The sequence below is a fragment of the Amycolatopsis taiwanensis DSM 45107 genome (assembly GCF_000519205.1).
Taxonomy (GTDB): Bacteria; Actinomycetota; Actinomycetes; order Mycobacteriales; family Pseudonocardiaceae; genus Amycolatopsis_E; species Amycolatopsis_E taiwanensis.
Genome location: NZ_JAFB01000004.1, coordinates 101,299 through 115,019, shown reverse-complemented (window position 1 = coordinate 115,019; position 13,721 = coordinate 101,299). Strand labels below are relative to the sequence as shown.

The 13,721-nt window shown below is 67.0% G+C and carries 23 protein-coding genes; all 23 read left to right on the top strand.

The window, feature by feature from the left end; translation table 11 throughout:
• Positions 1-15: 15 nt before the first annotated feature.
• The 23 genes from fusA (at position 16) to rplO (ending at position 13,526) form a co-directional block, all read left to right on the top strand.
• Positions 16-2,115, top strand: a complete 2,100-nt coding sequence (fusA, locus tag A3CU_RS0102965) for an elongation factor G (protein WP_027941004.1) — start codon at positions 16-18, stop codon at positions 2,113-2,115.
• A gap of 111 nt (positions 2,116-2,226) precedes the next feature.
• Positions 2,227-3,420, top strand: coding sequence for an elongation factor Tu (gene tuf / locus A3CU_RS0102960; RefSeq protein WP_027941003.1), 1,194 nt, complete (start codon positions 2,227-2,229; stop codon positions 3,418-3,420).
• 404 nt (positions 3,421-3,824) lie between these two features.
• Positions 3,825-4,130 carry a 30S ribosomal protein S10 gene (gene rpsJ, locus A3CU_RS0102955; RefSeq protein WP_003883485.1) on the top strand — a complete coding sequence of 102 codons (306 nt, stop codon included), beginning with the start codon at positions 3,825-3,827 and terminating at the stop codon, positions 4,128-4,130.
• A 31-nt stretch (positions 4,131-4,161) separates the two neighbouring features.
• Positions 4,162-4,818, top strand: coding sequence for a 50S ribosomal protein L3 (rplC, locus tag A3CU_RS0102950; RefSeq protein WP_027941002.1), 657 nt, complete (start codon positions 4,162-4,164; stop codon positions 4,816-4,818).
• The gene (gene rplD / locus A3CU_RS0102945; RefSeq protein WP_027941001.1) at positions 4,815-5,513 is read left to right on the top strand and encodes a 50S ribosomal protein L4; all 699 of its coding nucleotides are present in this window, start codon (positions 4,815-4,817) and stop codon (positions 5,511-5,513) included. Before rplC ends, rplD begins: the two co-directional genes overlap by 4 nt.
• On the top strand, positions 5,510-5,821 hold the full coding sequence (rplW, locus tag A3CU_RS0102940; RefSeq protein WP_027941000.1) for a 50S ribosomal protein L23: 312 nt from the start codon (positions 5,510-5,512) through the stop codon (positions 5,819-5,821). Before rplD ends, rplW begins: the two co-directional genes overlap by 4 nt.
• Before the next feature lie 15 nt (positions 5,822-5,836).
• A complete protein-coding gene (gene rplB, locus A3CU_RS0102935) occupies positions 5,837-6,670 on the top strand; it encodes a 50S ribosomal protein L2 (protein WP_027940999.1) in 834 nt (277 codons plus the stop codon).
• 18 nt (positions 6,671-6,688) lie between these two features.
• Entirely contained in the window at positions 6,689-6,970 is a 282-nt protein-coding gene (rpsS, locus tag A3CU_RS0102930) for a 30S ribosomal protein S19 (RefSeq protein WP_027940998.1), read from the top strand.
• A gap of 16 nt (positions 6,971-6,986) precedes the next feature.
• Entirely contained in the window at positions 6,987-7,394 is a 408-nt protein-coding gene (gene rplV / locus A3CU_RS0102925) for a 50S ribosomal protein L22 (protein WP_043840566.1), read from the top strand.
• Complete coding sequence (rpsC, locus tag A3CU_RS0102920; RefSeq protein ID WP_027940996.1) at positions 7,394-8,239, top strand: 30S ribosomal protein S3; 846 nt, start codon at positions 7,394-7,396, stop codon at positions 8,237-8,239. Before rplV ends, rpsC begins: the two co-directional genes overlap by 1 nt.
• A 3-nt stretch (positions 8,240-8,242) precedes the next feature.
• The gene (rplP, locus tag A3CU_RS0102915) at positions 8,243-8,662 is read left to right on the top strand and encodes a 50S ribosomal protein L16 (RefSeq protein ID WP_027940995.1); all 420 of its coding nucleotides are present in this window, start codon (positions 8,243-8,245) and stop codon (positions 8,660-8,662) included.
• Positions 8,662-8,907 (top strand): 50S ribosomal protein L29, encoded by a 246-nt coding sequence (gene rpmC, locus A3CU_RS0102910; protein WP_027940994.1) that lies wholly within the window; start codon positions 8,662-8,664, stop codon positions 8,905-8,907. Before rplP ends, rpmC begins: the two co-directional genes overlap by 1 nt.
• A complete protein-coding gene (rpsQ, locus tag A3CU_RS0102905) occupies positions 8,904-9,206 on the top strand; it encodes a 30S ribosomal protein S17 (protein ID WP_043840565.1) in 303 nt (100 codons plus the stop codon). The genes rpmC and rpsQ overlap by 4 nt, the downstream gene beginning before the upstream one ends.
• A gap of 70 nt (positions 9,207-9,276) precedes the next feature.
• Complete coding sequence (gene rplN, locus A3CU_RS0102900; protein WP_027940992.1) at positions 9,277-9,645, top strand: 50S ribosomal protein L14; 369 nt, start codon at positions 9,277-9,279, stop codon at positions 9,643-9,645.
• Entirely contained in the window at positions 9,646-9,960 is a 315-nt protein-coding gene (gene rplX, locus A3CU_RS0102895) for a 50S ribosomal protein L24 (RefSeq protein ID WP_027940991.1), read from the top strand. It begins immediately after the preceding gene.
• Entirely contained in the window at positions 9,960-10,535 is a 576-nt protein-coding gene (gene rplE, locus A3CU_RS0102890) for a 50S ribosomal protein L5 (RefSeq protein WP_027940990.1), read from the top strand. The genes rplX and rplE overlap by 1 nt, the downstream gene beginning before the upstream one ends.
• On the top strand, positions 10,535-10,720 hold the full coding sequence (locus A3CU_RS0102885; protein WP_027940989.1) for a type Z 30S ribosomal protein S14: 186 nt from the start codon (positions 10,535-10,537) through the stop codon (positions 10,718-10,720). The genes rplE and A3CU_RS0102885 overlap by 1 nt, the downstream gene beginning before the upstream one ends.
• A gap of 115 nt (positions 10,721-10,835) precedes the next feature.
• Positions 10,836-11,234: a 30S ribosomal protein S8 gene (gene rpsH / locus A3CU_RS0102880; RefSeq protein WP_027940988.1), complete on the top strand. Its 399-nt coding sequence runs from the start codon at positions 10,836-10,838 to the stop codon at positions 11,232-11,234.
• A gap of 16 nt (positions 11,235-11,250) precedes the next feature.
• Positions 11,251-11,790: a 50S ribosomal protein L6 gene (gene rplF / locus A3CU_RS0102875; RefSeq protein ID WP_027940987.1), complete on the top strand. Its 540-nt coding sequence runs from the start codon at positions 11,251-11,253 to the stop codon at positions 11,788-11,790.
• Positions 11,791-11,792: 2 nt separating this feature from the next.
• The gene (rplR, locus tag A3CU_RS0102870; RefSeq protein ID WP_043840564.1) at positions 11,793-12,218 is read left to right on the top strand and encodes a 50S ribosomal protein L18; all 426 of its coding nucleotides are present in this window, start codon (positions 11,793-11,795) and stop codon (positions 12,216-12,218) included.
• A gap of 33 nt (positions 12,219-12,251) precedes the next feature.
• Positions 12,252-12,896: a 30S ribosomal protein S5 gene (gene rpsE / locus A3CU_RS0102865; protein WP_027940985.1), complete on the top strand. Its 645-nt coding sequence runs from the start codon at positions 12,252-12,254 to the stop codon at positions 12,894-12,896.
• 1 nt (position 12,897) lies between these two features.
• Positions 12,898-13,083 (top strand): 50S ribosomal protein L30, encoded by a 186-nt coding sequence (rpmD, locus tag A3CU_RS0102860; RefSeq protein WP_027940984.1) that lies wholly within the window; start codon positions 12,898-12,900, stop codon positions 13,081-13,083.
• Positions 13,080-13,526, top strand: a complete 447-nt coding sequence (rplO, locus tag A3CU_RS0102855; protein ID WP_027940983.1) for a 50S ribosomal protein L15 — start codon at positions 13,080-13,082, stop codon at positions 13,524-13,526. Before rpmD ends, rplO begins: the two co-directional genes overlap by 4 nt.
• Positions 13,527-13,721 lie beyond the last annotated feature (195 nt).

The window sequence follows — 13,721 nt, the reverse complement described above, 5'->3', positions numbered from 1 at the left end:
CAGGGGAACACTGCAGTGGCACGCGAAGTGCTGACCGACCTGAACAAGGTCCGCAACATCGGCATCATGGCCCACATCGACGCCGGTAAGACGACTACGAGCGAGCGGATCCTGTACTACACCGGGATCAACTACAAGATCGGCGAGGTGCACGACGGCGCCGCGACGATGGACTGGATGGAGGAGGAGCAGAAGCGGGGTATCACCATCACCTCGGCTGCCACCACCACCTTCTGGAACGACTACCAGGTCAACCTGATCGACACGCCGGGCCACGTCGACTTCACCGTCGAGGTGGAGCGCAACCTGCGCGTGCTCGACGGGGCCGTCGCCGTGTTCGACGGCAAGGAGGGCGTCGAGCCGCAGTCCGAGCAGGTGTGGCGCCAGGCCGACAAGTACGAGGTCCCCCGGATCTGCTTCGTCAACAAGATGGACAAGCTGGGCGCGGACTTCTACTTCACCGTGCGCACCATCTCCGAGCGCCTCGGCGCCCGGCCGCTGGTCATCCAGCTGCCCATCGGCGCGGAGAGCGAGTTCGAGGGCGTCATCGACCTGGTCCGCATGAAGGCGCTGACCTGGCGTGGCGAGGTCAAGAAGGGCGAGGACTACGAGGTCGAGGACATCCCGGCCGCGCTCGCCGAGAAGGCCGCCGAGTACCACGAAAAGCTCGTGGAGACCGTCGCCGAGGCGGACGACGAGCTGATGGAGAAGTTCCTCGAGGGCCAGGAGCTGACCGAGGCCGAGATCAAGGCCGGTATCCGCAAGCTCACCATCGCCCGCGAGGCCTACCCGGTGCTGGCCGGCTCCGCGTTCAAGAACAAGGGCGTCCAGCCCATGCTCGACGCGGTGATCGACTACCTGCCGTCGCCGCTCGACCAGCCGCCGGTGGAGGGTCTGCTGCTCGACGGCGAGACGAAGGCCACCCGCAACGCGTCGCTGGACGAGCCGTTCTCCGCGCTGGCCTTCAAGATCGCCGCTCACCCGTTCTTCGGCAAGCTGACCTACATCCGGGTCTACTCCGGCAAGGTCGCCGCGGGCACCCAGGTCGTGAACGCGACCAAGGACCGCAAGGAGCGCATCGGGAAGATCTTCCAGATGCACTCCAACAAGGAGAACCCGGTCGAGGACGCGCAGGCCGGCCACATCTACGCGGTCATCGGCCTGAAGGACACCACGACCGGGGACACGCTGGCGGACCCGCAGAACCCGATCGTGCTCGAGTCGATGACCTTCCCGGAGCCGGTCATCAAGGTCGCGATCGAGCCGAAGACCAAGGCGGACCAGGAGAAGCTGTCGACCGCGATCCAGAAGCTCGCCGAGGAGGACCCGACCTTCCGGGTCAGCCAGGACGAGGAAACCGGTCAGACGATCATCGAAGGCATGGGCGAGCTGCACCTCGAGGTGCTGGTGAACCGGATGAAGTCCGACTACAAGGTCGAGGCGAACATCGGTAAGCCGCAGGTCGCCTACCGCGAGACGATCCGCAAGACGGTCGAGAAGTTCGAGTACACGCACAAGAAGCAGACCGGTGGCTCCGGTCAGTTCGCGCGGGTGATCATCGCGCTGGAGCCGCTCGCGACGACGGACGGTGCGTTCTACGAGTTCGACAACAAGGTCACCGGTGGCCGGATCCCCCGGGAGTACATCCCCTCGGTGGACGCGGGCGCGCAGGACGCCATGCAGTACGGCGTGCTGGCCGGATACCCGCTGGTCGGGTTGAAGGTGACCCTGTTGGACGGTGCGTACCACGAGGTCGACTCTTCGGAGATGGCGTTCAAGATCGCCGGTTCGATGGCGCTCAAGGAAGCCGCGAAGAAGGCCAGCCCGGCACTGCTGGAGCCGATGATGGCGGTCGAGGTGACCACCCCAGAGGACTACATGGGCGATGTCATCGGTGACCTCAACTCCCGCCGTGGCCAGATCCAGGCCATGGAGGAGCGGGCGGGTTCTCGCGTCGTGAAGGCGCTGGTCCCGCTCTCGGAGATGTTCGGATACGTCGGTGACCTGCGGTCTCGTACCCAGGGCCGAGCGAACTACTCCATGACGTTCGACTCCTACGCCGAGGTTCCGGCGAACGTCGCGAAGGAGATCATCGCGAAGGCGACGGGGGAGTAACCCGGAGCACCAAACGGGCCTCCCCACAGGTCCGCATAACGAACCCGCAAAACGCTGTCCGACCAAGCCACGCCGGTCGGTGAGCAAGTAAGAGTCCAGGAGGACATTCCAGTGGCGAAGGCGAAGTTCGAGCGGAGCAAGCCGCACGTCAACATCGGAACCATCGGTCACGTCGACCACGGGAAGACCACTCTGACCGCGGCGATCACCAAGGTTCTGCACGACAAGTACCCGGAGCTGAACGAGTCCCGGGCGTTCGACCAGATCGACAACGCGCCGGAAGAGAAGCAGCGCGGTATCACGATCAACATCTCGCACGTCGAGTACCAGACCGAGAAGCGTCACTACGCGCACGTGGACGCCCCCGGTCACGCGGACTACATCAAGAACATGATCACCGGTGCCGCCCAGATGGACGGGGCGATCCTGGTGGTGGCCGCGACCGACGGCCCGATGCCGCAGACCCGTGAGCACGTGCTGCTGGCTCGTCAGGTCGGCGTCCCCTACATCGTGGTGGCGCTGAACAAGGCCGACATGGTCGACGACGAGGAGATCCTCGAGCTGGTCGAGCTCGAGGTCCGTGAGCTGCTGTCCTCGCAGGAGTTCCCCGGCGACGACGCCCCCGTGGTCAAGGTGTCCGGCCTCAAGGCCCTCGAGGGCGACGAGAAGTGGGCGCAGTCCGTGCTCGAGCTGATGGAGGCTGTCGACGAGAACGTGCCGGACCCGGTGCGTGACCTCGACAAGCCGTTCCTGATGCCGATCGAGGACGTCTTCACCATCACCGGCCGCGGCACCGTCGTGACCGGCCGGGTGGAGCGCGGCCAGATCAACGTCAACGAAGAGGTCGAGATCGTCGGTATCCGCGACAAGTCGACCAAGACCACGGTCACCGGCGTCGAGATGTTCCGCAAGCTGCTCGACTCCGGTCAGGCCGGTGACAACGTCGGTCTGCTCCTCCGTGGTATCAAGCGTGAGGACGTGGAGCGCGGCCAGGTCGTCGTGAAGCCCGGCACCACCACCCCGCACACCGAGTTCGAGGGCTCGGTGTACATCCTGTCGAAGGACGAGGGTGGCCGGCACACGCCGTTCTTCAACAACTACCGTCCGCAGTTCTACTTCCGCACCACCGACGTGACCGGTGTGGTGACCCTCCCCGAGGGCACCGAGATGGTCATGCCCGGTGACAACACGAACATCAAGGTCCAGCTGATTCAGCCGGTCGCGATGGACGAGGGTCTGCGGTTCGCCATCCGTGAGGGTGGCCGCACCGTGGGTGCCGGTCAGGTAACCAAGATCGTCAAGTGATTTCCGCCCGACCCTGGGGTAGTTCAACCCCGGGGTCGGGTCGTGAAATCACGTGTGCAACACTATTTGGGTTGCTCGTCGAGGGGCGGCCGATTCTCGTCGCAGATTCGGCCGCCCTGGCACGAGTGGTCAGCGGCGAAGCCTTCAGGCTCGCCCTGGCGGAGTCAAGACCAATCGGCACGTCGACGATCCCTTGCGGGATCAGTCTGCGCAGCGGGCGCGACACGCCCGACCGCGTGGACCGGAAGCGATAGCGTTGACGTGCGGAAACAAGCGGCACGAGACGGAGTCTCGGTCGACCAGGGCGTCATCGGCGCCTCGGCCGAAGGCGAGCCGACAGGCCATGCCCGAGGAGCCGATGTCTCGGGGTCGACCGAGAGAAAGACGAAGGACAGGCTGCCACCATGGCGGGACAGAAGATCCGCATCAGGCTCAAGGCCTACGACCACGAGGCGATCGACGCCAGCGCGCGCAAGATCGTCGAGACGGTGACGCGCACCGGCGCCTCGGTCGTCGGACCTGTGCCGCTGCCCACCGAGAAGAACGTTTACTGCGTCATCCGCTCGCCGCACAAGTACAAGGACTCGCGCGAGCACTTCGAGATGCGCACGCACAAGCGTCTGATCGACATCCTCGACCCGACGCCGAAGACGGTCGACGCGCTGATGCGCATCGATCTTCCGGCGAGCGTCGACGTCAACATCCAGTAAGCGGCGGGCGAGCGGCGGAGATAAGAGACTCATGTCTGACAGGCAAGTTAAGGGCATCCTGGGCACCAAGCTCGGCATGACCCAGGTCTTCGGCGAGGACAACCGGATCATCCCGGTGACCGTCGTGCAGGCCGGGCCGAACGTGGTGACCCAGGTGCGCACCAAGGAGAACGACGGCTACGAGGCCGTACAGCTGGCGTTCGGCGCTGTCGACCCCCGCCGGGTCAACAAGCCCGAGACCGGCCACTTCACCAAGGCGGGCGTGACGCCGCGGCGCTACCTCGCCGAGCTGCGCACCATCGACGCGGCCAGCTACGAGGTCGGCCAGGAGATCACCGCTGACGTGTTCGCGGCCGGCGCGAAGGTCGACGTCACCGGAACCAGCAAGGGTAAGGGCTACGCGGGTGTCATGAAGCGCCACGGCTTCAAGGGCCAGGGCGCCAGCCACGGTAACCAGGCCAAGCACCGCGCGCCCGGCTCGATCGGCGGCTGCGCCACGCCGGGCCGGGTGTTCAAGGGCCTGCGGATGGCCGGCCGGATGGGCCACGCGAAGGTCACCACGCAGGGCCTGACCGTGCACGACGTGCGCGCCGAAGACGGCCTGCTGCTGATCAAGGGCGCGGTTCCCGGACCCAAGGGCACCCTGGTGTTCGTCCGGACCGCCGCGAAGGGTGGTGCGACCGAATGACCGAGGCGACCACGTTGTCCGTCGAGTTGAAGACTCCGGCCGGACAGACGGAGGGAAGCGTCGAGCTGCCCGCGGAGATCTTCGACGCGCAGGCGAACATCCCACTGATGCACCAGGTCGTCGTCGCCCAGCTGGCCGCGGCGCGCCAGGGCACGCACGACACGAAGACCCGCGGTGAGGTCTCCGGTGGCGGCAGGAAGCCGTACCGGCAGAAGGGCACCGGCCGGGCCCGCCAGGGTTCGACCCGGGCGCCGCAGTTCGCCGGCGGTGGCACCGTGCACGGGCCCACGCCACGCGACTACGCCCAGCGCACCCCGAAGAAGATGAAGGCCGCCGCGCTGCGCGGTGCCCTCTCGGACCGGGTTCGCAACGGGCAGCTGCACGTGGTGACCGAGCTGGTGACCGGTGAGAAGCCGTCCACCAAGGAAGCCAAGAAGGTCCTCGCGGCGATCACCGGCGCCAAGCGCGTGCTGGTGGTGCTCGGCCGCGACGAGGAGCTGAGCTGGCTGTCCGTGCGGAACCTGTCCAACGTGCACCTGATCCACCCGGACCAGCTCAACACCTACGACGTGCTGGTCAACGACGACGTGGTGTTCACCAAGGCCGCTTACGACGCGTTCGTGGCCGGGCCGGCCAAGGGCAAGGCCGTCAAGGCTTCCGCCACGTCCAGCGAGGTCGAAGGGAGTGACCAGTGAGCAGCGTGGCGATTCCCGACCCGCGTGACATCCTGCTCGCGCCGGTGATCTCCGAGAAGTCCTACGGGCTGCTCGAAGAGCACACCTACACGTTCATCGTTCGTCCGGACGCCAACAAGACCCAGATCAAGATCGCGGTCGAGCAGATCTTCGGTGTCAAGGTGACCAGCGTGAACACGCTGAACCGCCCGGGCAAGCGCAAGCGGACCCGTTACGGCTACGGCCAGCGCAAGGCCACCAAGCGCGCCATCGTGACGCTGTCCGCGGAGAGCAAGCCGATCGAGATCTTCGGCGGACCCGCCGCGTAAGGGACGGAAGCTGTCATGGGTATTCGTAAGTACAAGCCGACGACGCCGGGTCGCCGCGGCGCGAGCGTGTCCGACTTCGCCGAGATCACCCGATCGGAGCCGGAAAAGTCGCTGCTGCGCCCGCTGCACGGCCGCGGCGGTCGCAACTCCTCGGGCAAGATCACCACGCGGCACAAGGGCGGCGGGCACAAGCGGGCCTACCGGCTGATCGACTTCCGCCGCAACGACAAGGACGGCATTCCGGCCAAGGTCGCGCACATCGAGTACGACCCGAACCGGTCCGCCCGGATCGCGCTGCTGCACTACGCCGACGGCGAGAAGCGCTACATCATCGCGCCCGAGAAGCTCAAGCAGGGCGACAGGGTGGAGGCCGGTCCCCGCGCGGACATCAAGCCGGGCAACAACCTGCCGCTGCGCAACATCCCGGTCGGCACCGTGGTGCACGCGATCGAACTCCGTCCCGGTGGCGGCGCGAAGATCGCCCGCTCCGCGGGTGCCCGCGTCCAGCTGGTGGCCAAGGACGGTCCGTACGCCCAGCTGCGGATGCCGTCGGGCGAAATCCGCAACGTGGACGTGCGTAACCGCGCCACGGTCGGCGAGGTCGGCAACTCCGAGCACGCCAACATCAACTGGGGCAAGGCCGGCCGTAACCGCTGGCGGGGCAAGCGCCCCACGGTCCGTGGTGTGGTGATGAACCCGGTCGACCACCCGCATGGTGGTGGTGAGGGCAAGACGTCCGGTGGCCGGCACCCGGTGAACCCGAACGGCAAGCCGGAGGGCCGCACCCGCCGTCGCAAGCCGAGTGACAAGCTGATCGTCCGCCGCCGGCGTACCGGCAAGAAGCGCTGAGCAGGGAGGTAGAAGCACATGCCGCGCAGCCTGAAGAAGGGCCCGTTCGTGGACGACCACCTGCTCAAGAAGGTGGACGCGCTCAACGAGTCGGGCAAGAAGACGGTGATCAAGACCTGGTCCCGCCGTTCCACGATCATCCCCGACATGCTCGGGCACACGATCGCGGTGCACGACGGCCGCAAGCACGTCCCGGTGTTCGTCACCGAGGCGATGGTGGGTCACAAGCTGGGCGAGTTCGCCCCGACCCGGACGTTCAAGGGCCACATCAAGGACGACCGCAAGTCGCGCCGACGCTGAGAAGAGGAACTAGCGAATGAGTGCCCCACACAACGCTACGGCCGAGGAATTGCCCACGGCCCACGCGCGGGCTCGCTTCGTCCGGGACTCGCCCACGAAGGTGCGCCGGGTGATCGAGCTGATCAAGGGCAAGAACGCCCAGGAGGCCCTGGCGATCCTGCGGTTCGCGCCGTATGCCGCGAGCCAGCCGGTGGCGAAGGTGCTCGCCAGCGCCATGGCCAACGCCGAGAACAACCTCGACCTGGACCCGGACACGCTGTGGGTGCGCAACGCCTACGCGGACGAGGGCCCGACGTTGAAGCGCATCCGCCCGCGCGCCCAGGGGCGCGCCTACCGGATCCGCAAGCGGACCAGCCACATCACGGTGGAGGTCGAATCGCGCCCTGAGGCGAAGAAGAGCGGTAGGAAGAAGGGTGGCCGGTAGTGGGCCAGAAAATCAACCCGCACGGCTTCCGGTTGGGTATCACCACGGACTGGAAGTCCCGCTGGTACGCCGACAAGCAGTACGCGGAGTACGTGGCCGAGGACGTCAAGATCCGTAAGCTGCTCTCCACCGGCATGGAGCGGGCCGGCATCTCCAAGGTCGAGATCGAGCGCACCCGCGACCGCGTGCGCGTCGACATCCACACCGCGCGGCCGGGCATCGTGATCGGCCGCCGCGGCGCGGAGGCCGACCGGATCCGTGGCTCGCTGGAGAAGCTGACCGGCAAGCAGGTGCAGCTGAACATCCTCGAGGTGAAGAACCCCGAGGCCGACGCCCAGCTCGTCGCGCAGGGTGTCGCCGAGCAGCTGTCCAACCGGGTGGCGTTCCGGCGCGCGATGCGCAAGGCGATCCAGACCTCGATGCGTTCGCCGCAGGTCAAGGGCATCCGCGTGCAGTGCGGTGGCCGCCTCGGCGGCGCGGAGATGTCTCGTTCGGAGCACTACCGCGACGGCCGGGTCCCGCTGCACACGCTGCGCGCCGACATCGACTACGGCTTCTTCGAGGCCCGCACCACCTTCGGCCGCATCGGCGTGAAGGTTTGGATCTACAAGGGTGACGTCGTCGGTGGCCTGAAGGCCAAGGAAGCGCGCGACGCCGCGGCTGCCGCGGAGCGCGCGCCGCGCCGGGAGCGTCCGTCCCGTCCGCGCCGCTCGGGCGCGTCGGGCACCACCCCGACCTCGACCGAGGCCGGCCGGGCTGCCGCCGCCAAGACTGACAGCGACGTCGCGACCAGCGAGGCCCCGGCTACGGGCGCGCCGGACGCGGCCGAGAAGACGGAGGGCTGAGGCGTGCTCGTCCCACGCAAGGTCAAGCACCGCAAGCAGCACCACCCGAAGCGCACCGGCGCCGCCAAGGGCGGCACCAAGGTGACCTTCGGCGAGTACGGCATCCAGGCGCTTGAACCCGCTTACGTGACCAACCGGCAGATCGAGTCCGCTCGTATCGCCATGACCCGGCACATCAAGCGTGGCGGCAAGATCTGGATCAACATTTTCCCGGACCGGCCGCTGACCAAGAAGCCGGCGGAAACCCGGATGGGGTCCGGTAAGGGCTCGCCGGAATGGTGGGTGGCCAACGTCAAGCCGGGGCGCGTGATGTTCGAGATGAGCTTCCCGAACGAGACCACCGCCCGTGAGGCGCTGCGCCGTGCGATCCACAAGCTGCCGATGAAATGCCGAATTGTGACCCGTGAAGGCGGTGAGTTCTGATGGCGAAGGCTGGCACCGCTCCATCGGAGCTTCGTGAGCTCACCCACGAGGAGCTCGTGCTGCGGCTGAAGGAGGCGAAGGAGGAGCTGTTCAACCTCCGCTTCCAGATGGCCACCGGGCAGCTGGACAACAACCGCCGCCTGCGCACGGTCAAGACGGACATCGCGCGCATCTACACGATCATGCGCGAGCGGGAGCTCGGCCTGTCGGTGGCTCCCGATGGTGAAGAGGAAGGTGCGGCATGAGCGAGACCGAACAAGCCGCGGCGCAGCCGGTGCAGAAGGCGGACTCGGGCCGTAACTACCGCAAGGTGCGGGAGGGCTACGTCGTCTCGGACAAGATGGACAAGACGATCGTGGTTCAGCTCGAGGACCGCAAGAAGCACCCCAAGTACCCGAAGGTCGTGCGCACAACCAGCAAGGTGAAGGCGCACGACGAGGAGAACACTGCCGGCATCGGCGACCGCGTGCTTCTCATGGAGACCCGACCGCTGTCGGCCACCAAGCGGTGGCGACTCGTGCGGATCGTGGAGAAGGCCAAGTAAGTAGGGGTTCACCCCTTCCGTTCCGCCAGGCTGGGGCGACCCAGAACCGGCGAGACATACAGGAGTTGACGTGATCCAGCAGGAGTCGCGGCTGCGAGTCGCCGACAACACGGGTGCCAAGGAGATTCTCTGCATCCGGGTGCTCGGTGGCTCGGGGCGGCGCTACGCCGGTATCGGCGACATCATCGTCGCCACCGTGAAGGACGCCATCCCGGCCGCCGGGGTGAAGAAGGGCGACGTGGTCAAGGCCGTCGTCGTCCGCACCACCAAGGAGCGGCGTCGCCCGGACGGCTCCTACATCCGGTTCGACGAGAACGCCGCGGTGCTTATCAAGAACGACAACGAACCGCGAGGGACGCGCATCTTCGGCCCGGTCGGTCGCGAGCTGCGTGACCGGAAGTTCATGAAGATCATCTCCCTTGCGCCGGAGGTGCTCTAGATGAAGGTCAAGAAGGGCGACACGGTCGTTGTCATTTCCGGTAAGGACAAGGGCGCGAAGGGCAAGGTCATCAAGGCCTACCCGGACCGCCAGCGGGTGCTGGTCGAGGGCGTGAACCGGATCAAGAAGCACACCCGGATCACCCAGACCCAGCGAGGCGCGCAGTCCGGCGGGATCGTCACCCAGGAGGCGCCGATCCACGTGTCCAACGTGATGGTCGTGGACTCCGACGGCAAGCCGGCCCGGGTGGGCTACCGCATCGGCGAGGACGGCAAGAAGGTCCGGATCTCGCGCAGGAACGGTAAGGACATCTGATGACCACCGCAGAGAAGACCGCCAGCTACCCGACGCCGCGGTTGAAGGTCCGGTACCGGGAGGCCATCCGGCCCGAGCTCCACCAGGAGTTCGGTTACCAGAACGTGCACCAGATCCCTGGTGTGGTCAAGGTCGTCGTCAACATGGGTGTCGGCGACGCCGCCCGGGACAGCAAGCTGATCGAGGGCGCGGTCCGTGACCTGTCCCTGATCACCGGGCAGAAGCCCGAGGTGCGCCGGGCGCGCAAGTCGATCGCGCAGTTCAAGCTGCGCGAGGGCCAGCCGATCGGTGCGCGGGCGACGCTGCGCGGCGACCGCATGTGGGAGTTCCTGGACCGGCTGCTGACCATGGCACTGCCGCGTATCCGTGACTTCCGCGGGCTTTCGCCCAAGCAGTTCGACGGCAACGGCAACTACACGTTCGGCCTCACCGAACAGGTCATGTTCGCCGAGATCAACCCGGACAACATCGACCGCCCACGCGGCATGGACGTCACCGTCGTCACCACCGCGATCAACGACGACGAGGGCCGTGCGCTGCTCCGCAAGCTCGGCTTCCCGTTCAAGGAGGACTGATGGCGAAGAAGGCTCTGATCGCCAAGGCGGCCCGCAAGCCGAAGTTCAAGGTGCGCGCGTACACCAGGTGCAACCGCTGCGGCCGGCCGCACTCGGTGTTCCGCAAGTTCGGACTCTGCCGGGTGTGCCTCCGCGAGATGGCGCACCGGGGCGAACTGCCCGGCGTCAGCAAGTCCAGCTGGTAATTCCCTCTGCTGTGGCGGGAAAGAACGCCACAGCAGGGGCCCACCCAATTCGCCACAGGCCCTGCTCCTCATGGACCGGAGCAGGGAACCAGGCGAGAAAGGTTGACAGGTCACCATGACGATGACCGACCCGATCGCAGACTTTTTGACGCGTCTGCGCAACGCCAACTCGGCATACCACGACGAGGTCGTGCTGCCTCACTCGAAGCTCAAGCAGAACATCGCGGACATCCTCAAGCGCGAGGGCTACATCGCGAGCTACCGCTCGGAGCCGGGGGAGAAGCACAAGAACCTGATCGTCGAGCTGAAGTACGGCCGTAACCGCGAGCGCAGCATCGCCGGCCTGCGGCGGGTGTCCAAGCCCGGTCTGCGGGTGTACGCGAAGTCGACCGAGCTGCCCAGCGTGCTGGGTGGACTCGGGATCGCGATCATCTCCACGTCTTCCGGTCTGCAGACGGACCGGCAGGCCAAGCGCAACGGAGTGGGCGGGGAAGTCCTCGCCTACGTCTGGTAAGGGAGGGAGAGCAGGCATGTCACGTATCGGAAAGCTGCCGGTCCCCGTCCCTTCCGGGGTCGAGGTGACCATCGATGGGCAGCACATCCAGGTCAAGGGCCCGAAGGGCACGCTTTCGCACACCGTGGCCGAGCCGATCCGCGTCGAGCGCGGTGAGGACGGCGAGCTGCTGGTCAAGCGGCCGGACGACGAGCGCACCAGCAAGGCGCTGCACGGCCTGACCCGGACTCTGGTGCACAACCTGGTGGTCGGTGTCACCAGCGGCTACGAGAAGAAGCTCGAGATCCACGGCGTCGGTTACCGCGTGCAGGCCAAGGGCAAGGACCTCGAGTTCGCCCTCGGCTACAGCCACCCGGTGCTCATCGAGGCCCCGGAAGGCATCACCTTCAAGGTGGACAGCCCGACCCGGTTCTCCGTGTCCGGCATCGACAAGCAGAAGGTCGGCCAGACGGCCGCGGTGATCCGTCGGTTGCGCCGCCCCGACCCGTACAAGGGCAAGGGGCTGCGTTACGAGGGTGAGCGCATCCGTCGCAAGGTCGGAAAGACGGGTAAGTGATCATGAGCCAGACGCAGGGCACATCGACGGTCCAGCCGTCCGCCAAGAAGCGGAAGCCGATCGGCAAGGACGTTTCGACCCGGCGCCGCATCGCGCGGGATCGCCGTCACTTCCGGCTTCGCAAGAAGATCAGCGGGACCGCGGAGCGGCCCCGGCTGTCGGTCAAGCGTTCCTCGCGGCACATCTACGTCCAGCTGATCGACGATTTGGCCGGCCACACGCTGGCCGCGGCGTCGACCATGGAGGCCGACGTGCGCGCGGTGGAGGGCGACAAGAAGGCCAAGTCCGCCAAGGTCGGCGAGCTCCTGGCCGCCCGCGCGAAGAACGCGGGGATCTCCAGTGTGCTGTTCGACCGGGGTGGCAACGCCTACCACGGCCGCATCGCCGCGCTGGCCGACGCCGCTCGCGAAGCGGGGTTGGAGTTCTAAGAAGATGCCAGAAAACACAGGAAGGAACGCCTGATGCCGGGACGTACACGGCAATTCGGCGGCGGTCAGGGCGGTCAAGGCGGCCAGGGCGGTAGCGACCGCGGCGACCGTCGCGACCGCAGGGACCGTCGCGACAGTGGCCGTGGCGGGGCCGGCCAGGACAAGACCCCGCACCTCGAGCGCGTCGTGGCGATCAACCGGGTCGCCAAGGTGGTCAAGGGTGGCCGCCGGTTCAGCTTCACCGCGCTGGTCGTCGTCGGCGACGGCGACGGGCAGGTCGGTGTCGGCTACGGCAAGGCCAAGGAAGTCCCCGCGGCGATCGCGAAGGGCGTCGAGGAAGCGAAGAAGAACTTCTTCAAGGTTCCTCGCATCGCCGGCACCATTCCGCACCCGGTCCAGGGTGAGGACGCCGCCGGCGTGGTCCTGCTCCGTCCGGCCAGTGCCGGTACCGGGGTTATCGCCGGCGGGCCGGTGCGCGCGGTGCTGGAGTGCGCGGGCGTGCACGACGTGCTGTCCAAGTCCCTGGGCAGCGACAACGCGATCAACATCGTGCACGCGACCGTGACGGCCCTGAAGAGCCTGCAGCGTCCCGAGGAGGTGGCGGCCCGCCGTGGCCTGCCGCTGGAGGACGTCGCGCCGGCCCGGATGCTGCGCATGCGTGCGGGACAGGGGGTCTGACATGGCTCAGCTGAAGATCACCCAGGTGCGTAGCAAGATCGGCACCAAGCAGAACCACCGGGACACCCTGCGGACTCTGGGACTGCGCAAGATCCGCCAGTCGGTCGTGCGTGAGGACACTCCCGTGGTCCGTGGTCTCGTCCACACCGTGCGCCACCTGGTGGAAGTCGAGGAGGTGACAGCGTGACCGCGATCAAGATCCACCACCTGCGGCCCGCTCCCGGTGCGAAGCGGGACAAGATCCGCGTCGGCCGTGGTGAGGGTTCCAAGGGCAAGACGGCCGGCCGCGGCACGAAGGGCACCAAGGCACGCAAGAACGTGCCGGCCGCCTTCGAGGGTGGCCAGATGCCCATCCACATGCGGCTGCCGAAGCTGCGTGGCTTCAAGAACCGTTTCCGCGTCGAGTACCAGCCGGTGAACGTGGGCGACATCGCTCGGGTGTTCGCCGAGGGTGGCAAGGTCACCAAGGAGGATCTGGCCGCCCGCGGGCTGGTGCGCAAGGGCAAGCTGGTGAAGGTGCTCGGCAACGGTGACGTCGAGGGCGTCAAGCTGGACGTCACGGCCGACGCTTTCTCGAACTCCGCCAAGGAGAAGCTCGAGGCGGCCGGCGGGTCGGCCACCAAGTCCTGACCCGTGGGCGAGGCGGTCCACCTCCAGCCGAGGGTGGGCCGCCTCCCCGCTGCCGGAAACCGGCTCCGCTCGCGTGAAAGTTGCGCGCGCCCGGCCGCCGAGGCTTCCAATCGCGCGTTTCACCTGCGTAACCCGGGCCCGGTACGGCGGGCCGGCGGGATTGACAGACATCCTGGCTGTGGGCGACTCGCGCGG

Excerpts from the sequence above, each read along its gene's own strand:
- rplX (WP_027940991.1), top strand. The coding sequence starts at position 9,646 with ATGAAGGTCAAGAAGGGCGACACGGTCGTTGTCATTTCCGGTAAGGAC.
- rpsS (WP_027940998.1), top strand. The coding sequence starts at position 6,689 with ATGCCGCGCAGCCTGAAGAAGGGCCCGTTCGTGGACGACCACCTGCTC.
- rplV (WP_043840566.1), top strand. The coding sequence starts at position 6,987 with ATGAGTGCCCCACACAACGCTACGGCCGAGGAATTGCCCACGGCCCAC.
- rplD (WP_027941001.1), top strand. The coding sequence starts at position 4,815 with ATGACCGAGGCGACCACGTTGTCCGTCGAGTTGAAGACTCCGGCCGGA.
- rpmC (WP_027940994.1), top strand. The coding sequence starts at position 8,662 with ATGGCGAAGGCTGGCACCGCTCCATCGGAGCTTCGTGAGCTCACCCAC.
- rplC (WP_027941002.1), top strand. The coding sequence starts at position 4,162 with ATGTCTGACAGGCAAGTTAAGGGCATCCTGGGCACCAAGCTCGGCATG.
- rplF (WP_027940987.1), top strand. The coding sequence starts at position 11,251 with ATGTCACGTATCGGAAAGCTGCCGGTCCCCGTCCCTTCCGGGGTCGAG.
- rpsH (WP_027940988.1), top strand. The coding sequence starts at position 10,836 with ATGACGATGACCGACCCGATCGCAGACTTTTTGACGCGTCTGCGCAAC.
- rpsQ (WP_043840565.1), top strand. The coding sequence starts at position 8,904 with ATGAGCGAGACCGAACAAGCCGCGGCGCAGCCGGTGCAGAAGGCGGAC.
- rplB (WP_027940999.1), top strand. The coding sequence starts at position 5,837 with ATGGGTATTCGTAAGTACAAGCCGACGACGCCGGGTCGCCGCGGCGCG.
- rpsJ (WP_003883485.1), top strand. The coding sequence starts at position 3,825 with ATGGCGGGACAGAAGATCCGCATCAGGCTCAAGGCCTACGACCACGAG.
- A3CU_RS0102885 (WP_027940989.1), top strand. The coding sequence starts at position 10,535 with ATGGCGAAGAAGGCTCTGATCGCCAAGGCGGCCCGCAAGCCGAAGTTC.
- rplE (WP_027940990.1), top strand. The coding sequence starts at position 9,960 with ATGACCACCGCAGAGAAGACCGCCAGCTACCCGACGCCGCGGTTGAAG.
- rpsE (WP_027940985.1), top strand. The coding sequence starts at position 12,252 with ATGCCGGGACGTACACGGCAATTCGGCGGCGGTCAGGGCGGTCAAGGC.
- rpmD (WP_027940984.1), top strand. The coding sequence starts at position 12,898 with ATGGCTCAGCTGAAGATCACCCAGGTGCGTAGCAAGATCGGCACCAAG.
- rplR (WP_043840564.1), top strand. The coding sequence starts at position 11,793 with ATGAGCCAGACGCAGGGCACATCGACGGTCCAGCCGTCCGCCAAGAAG.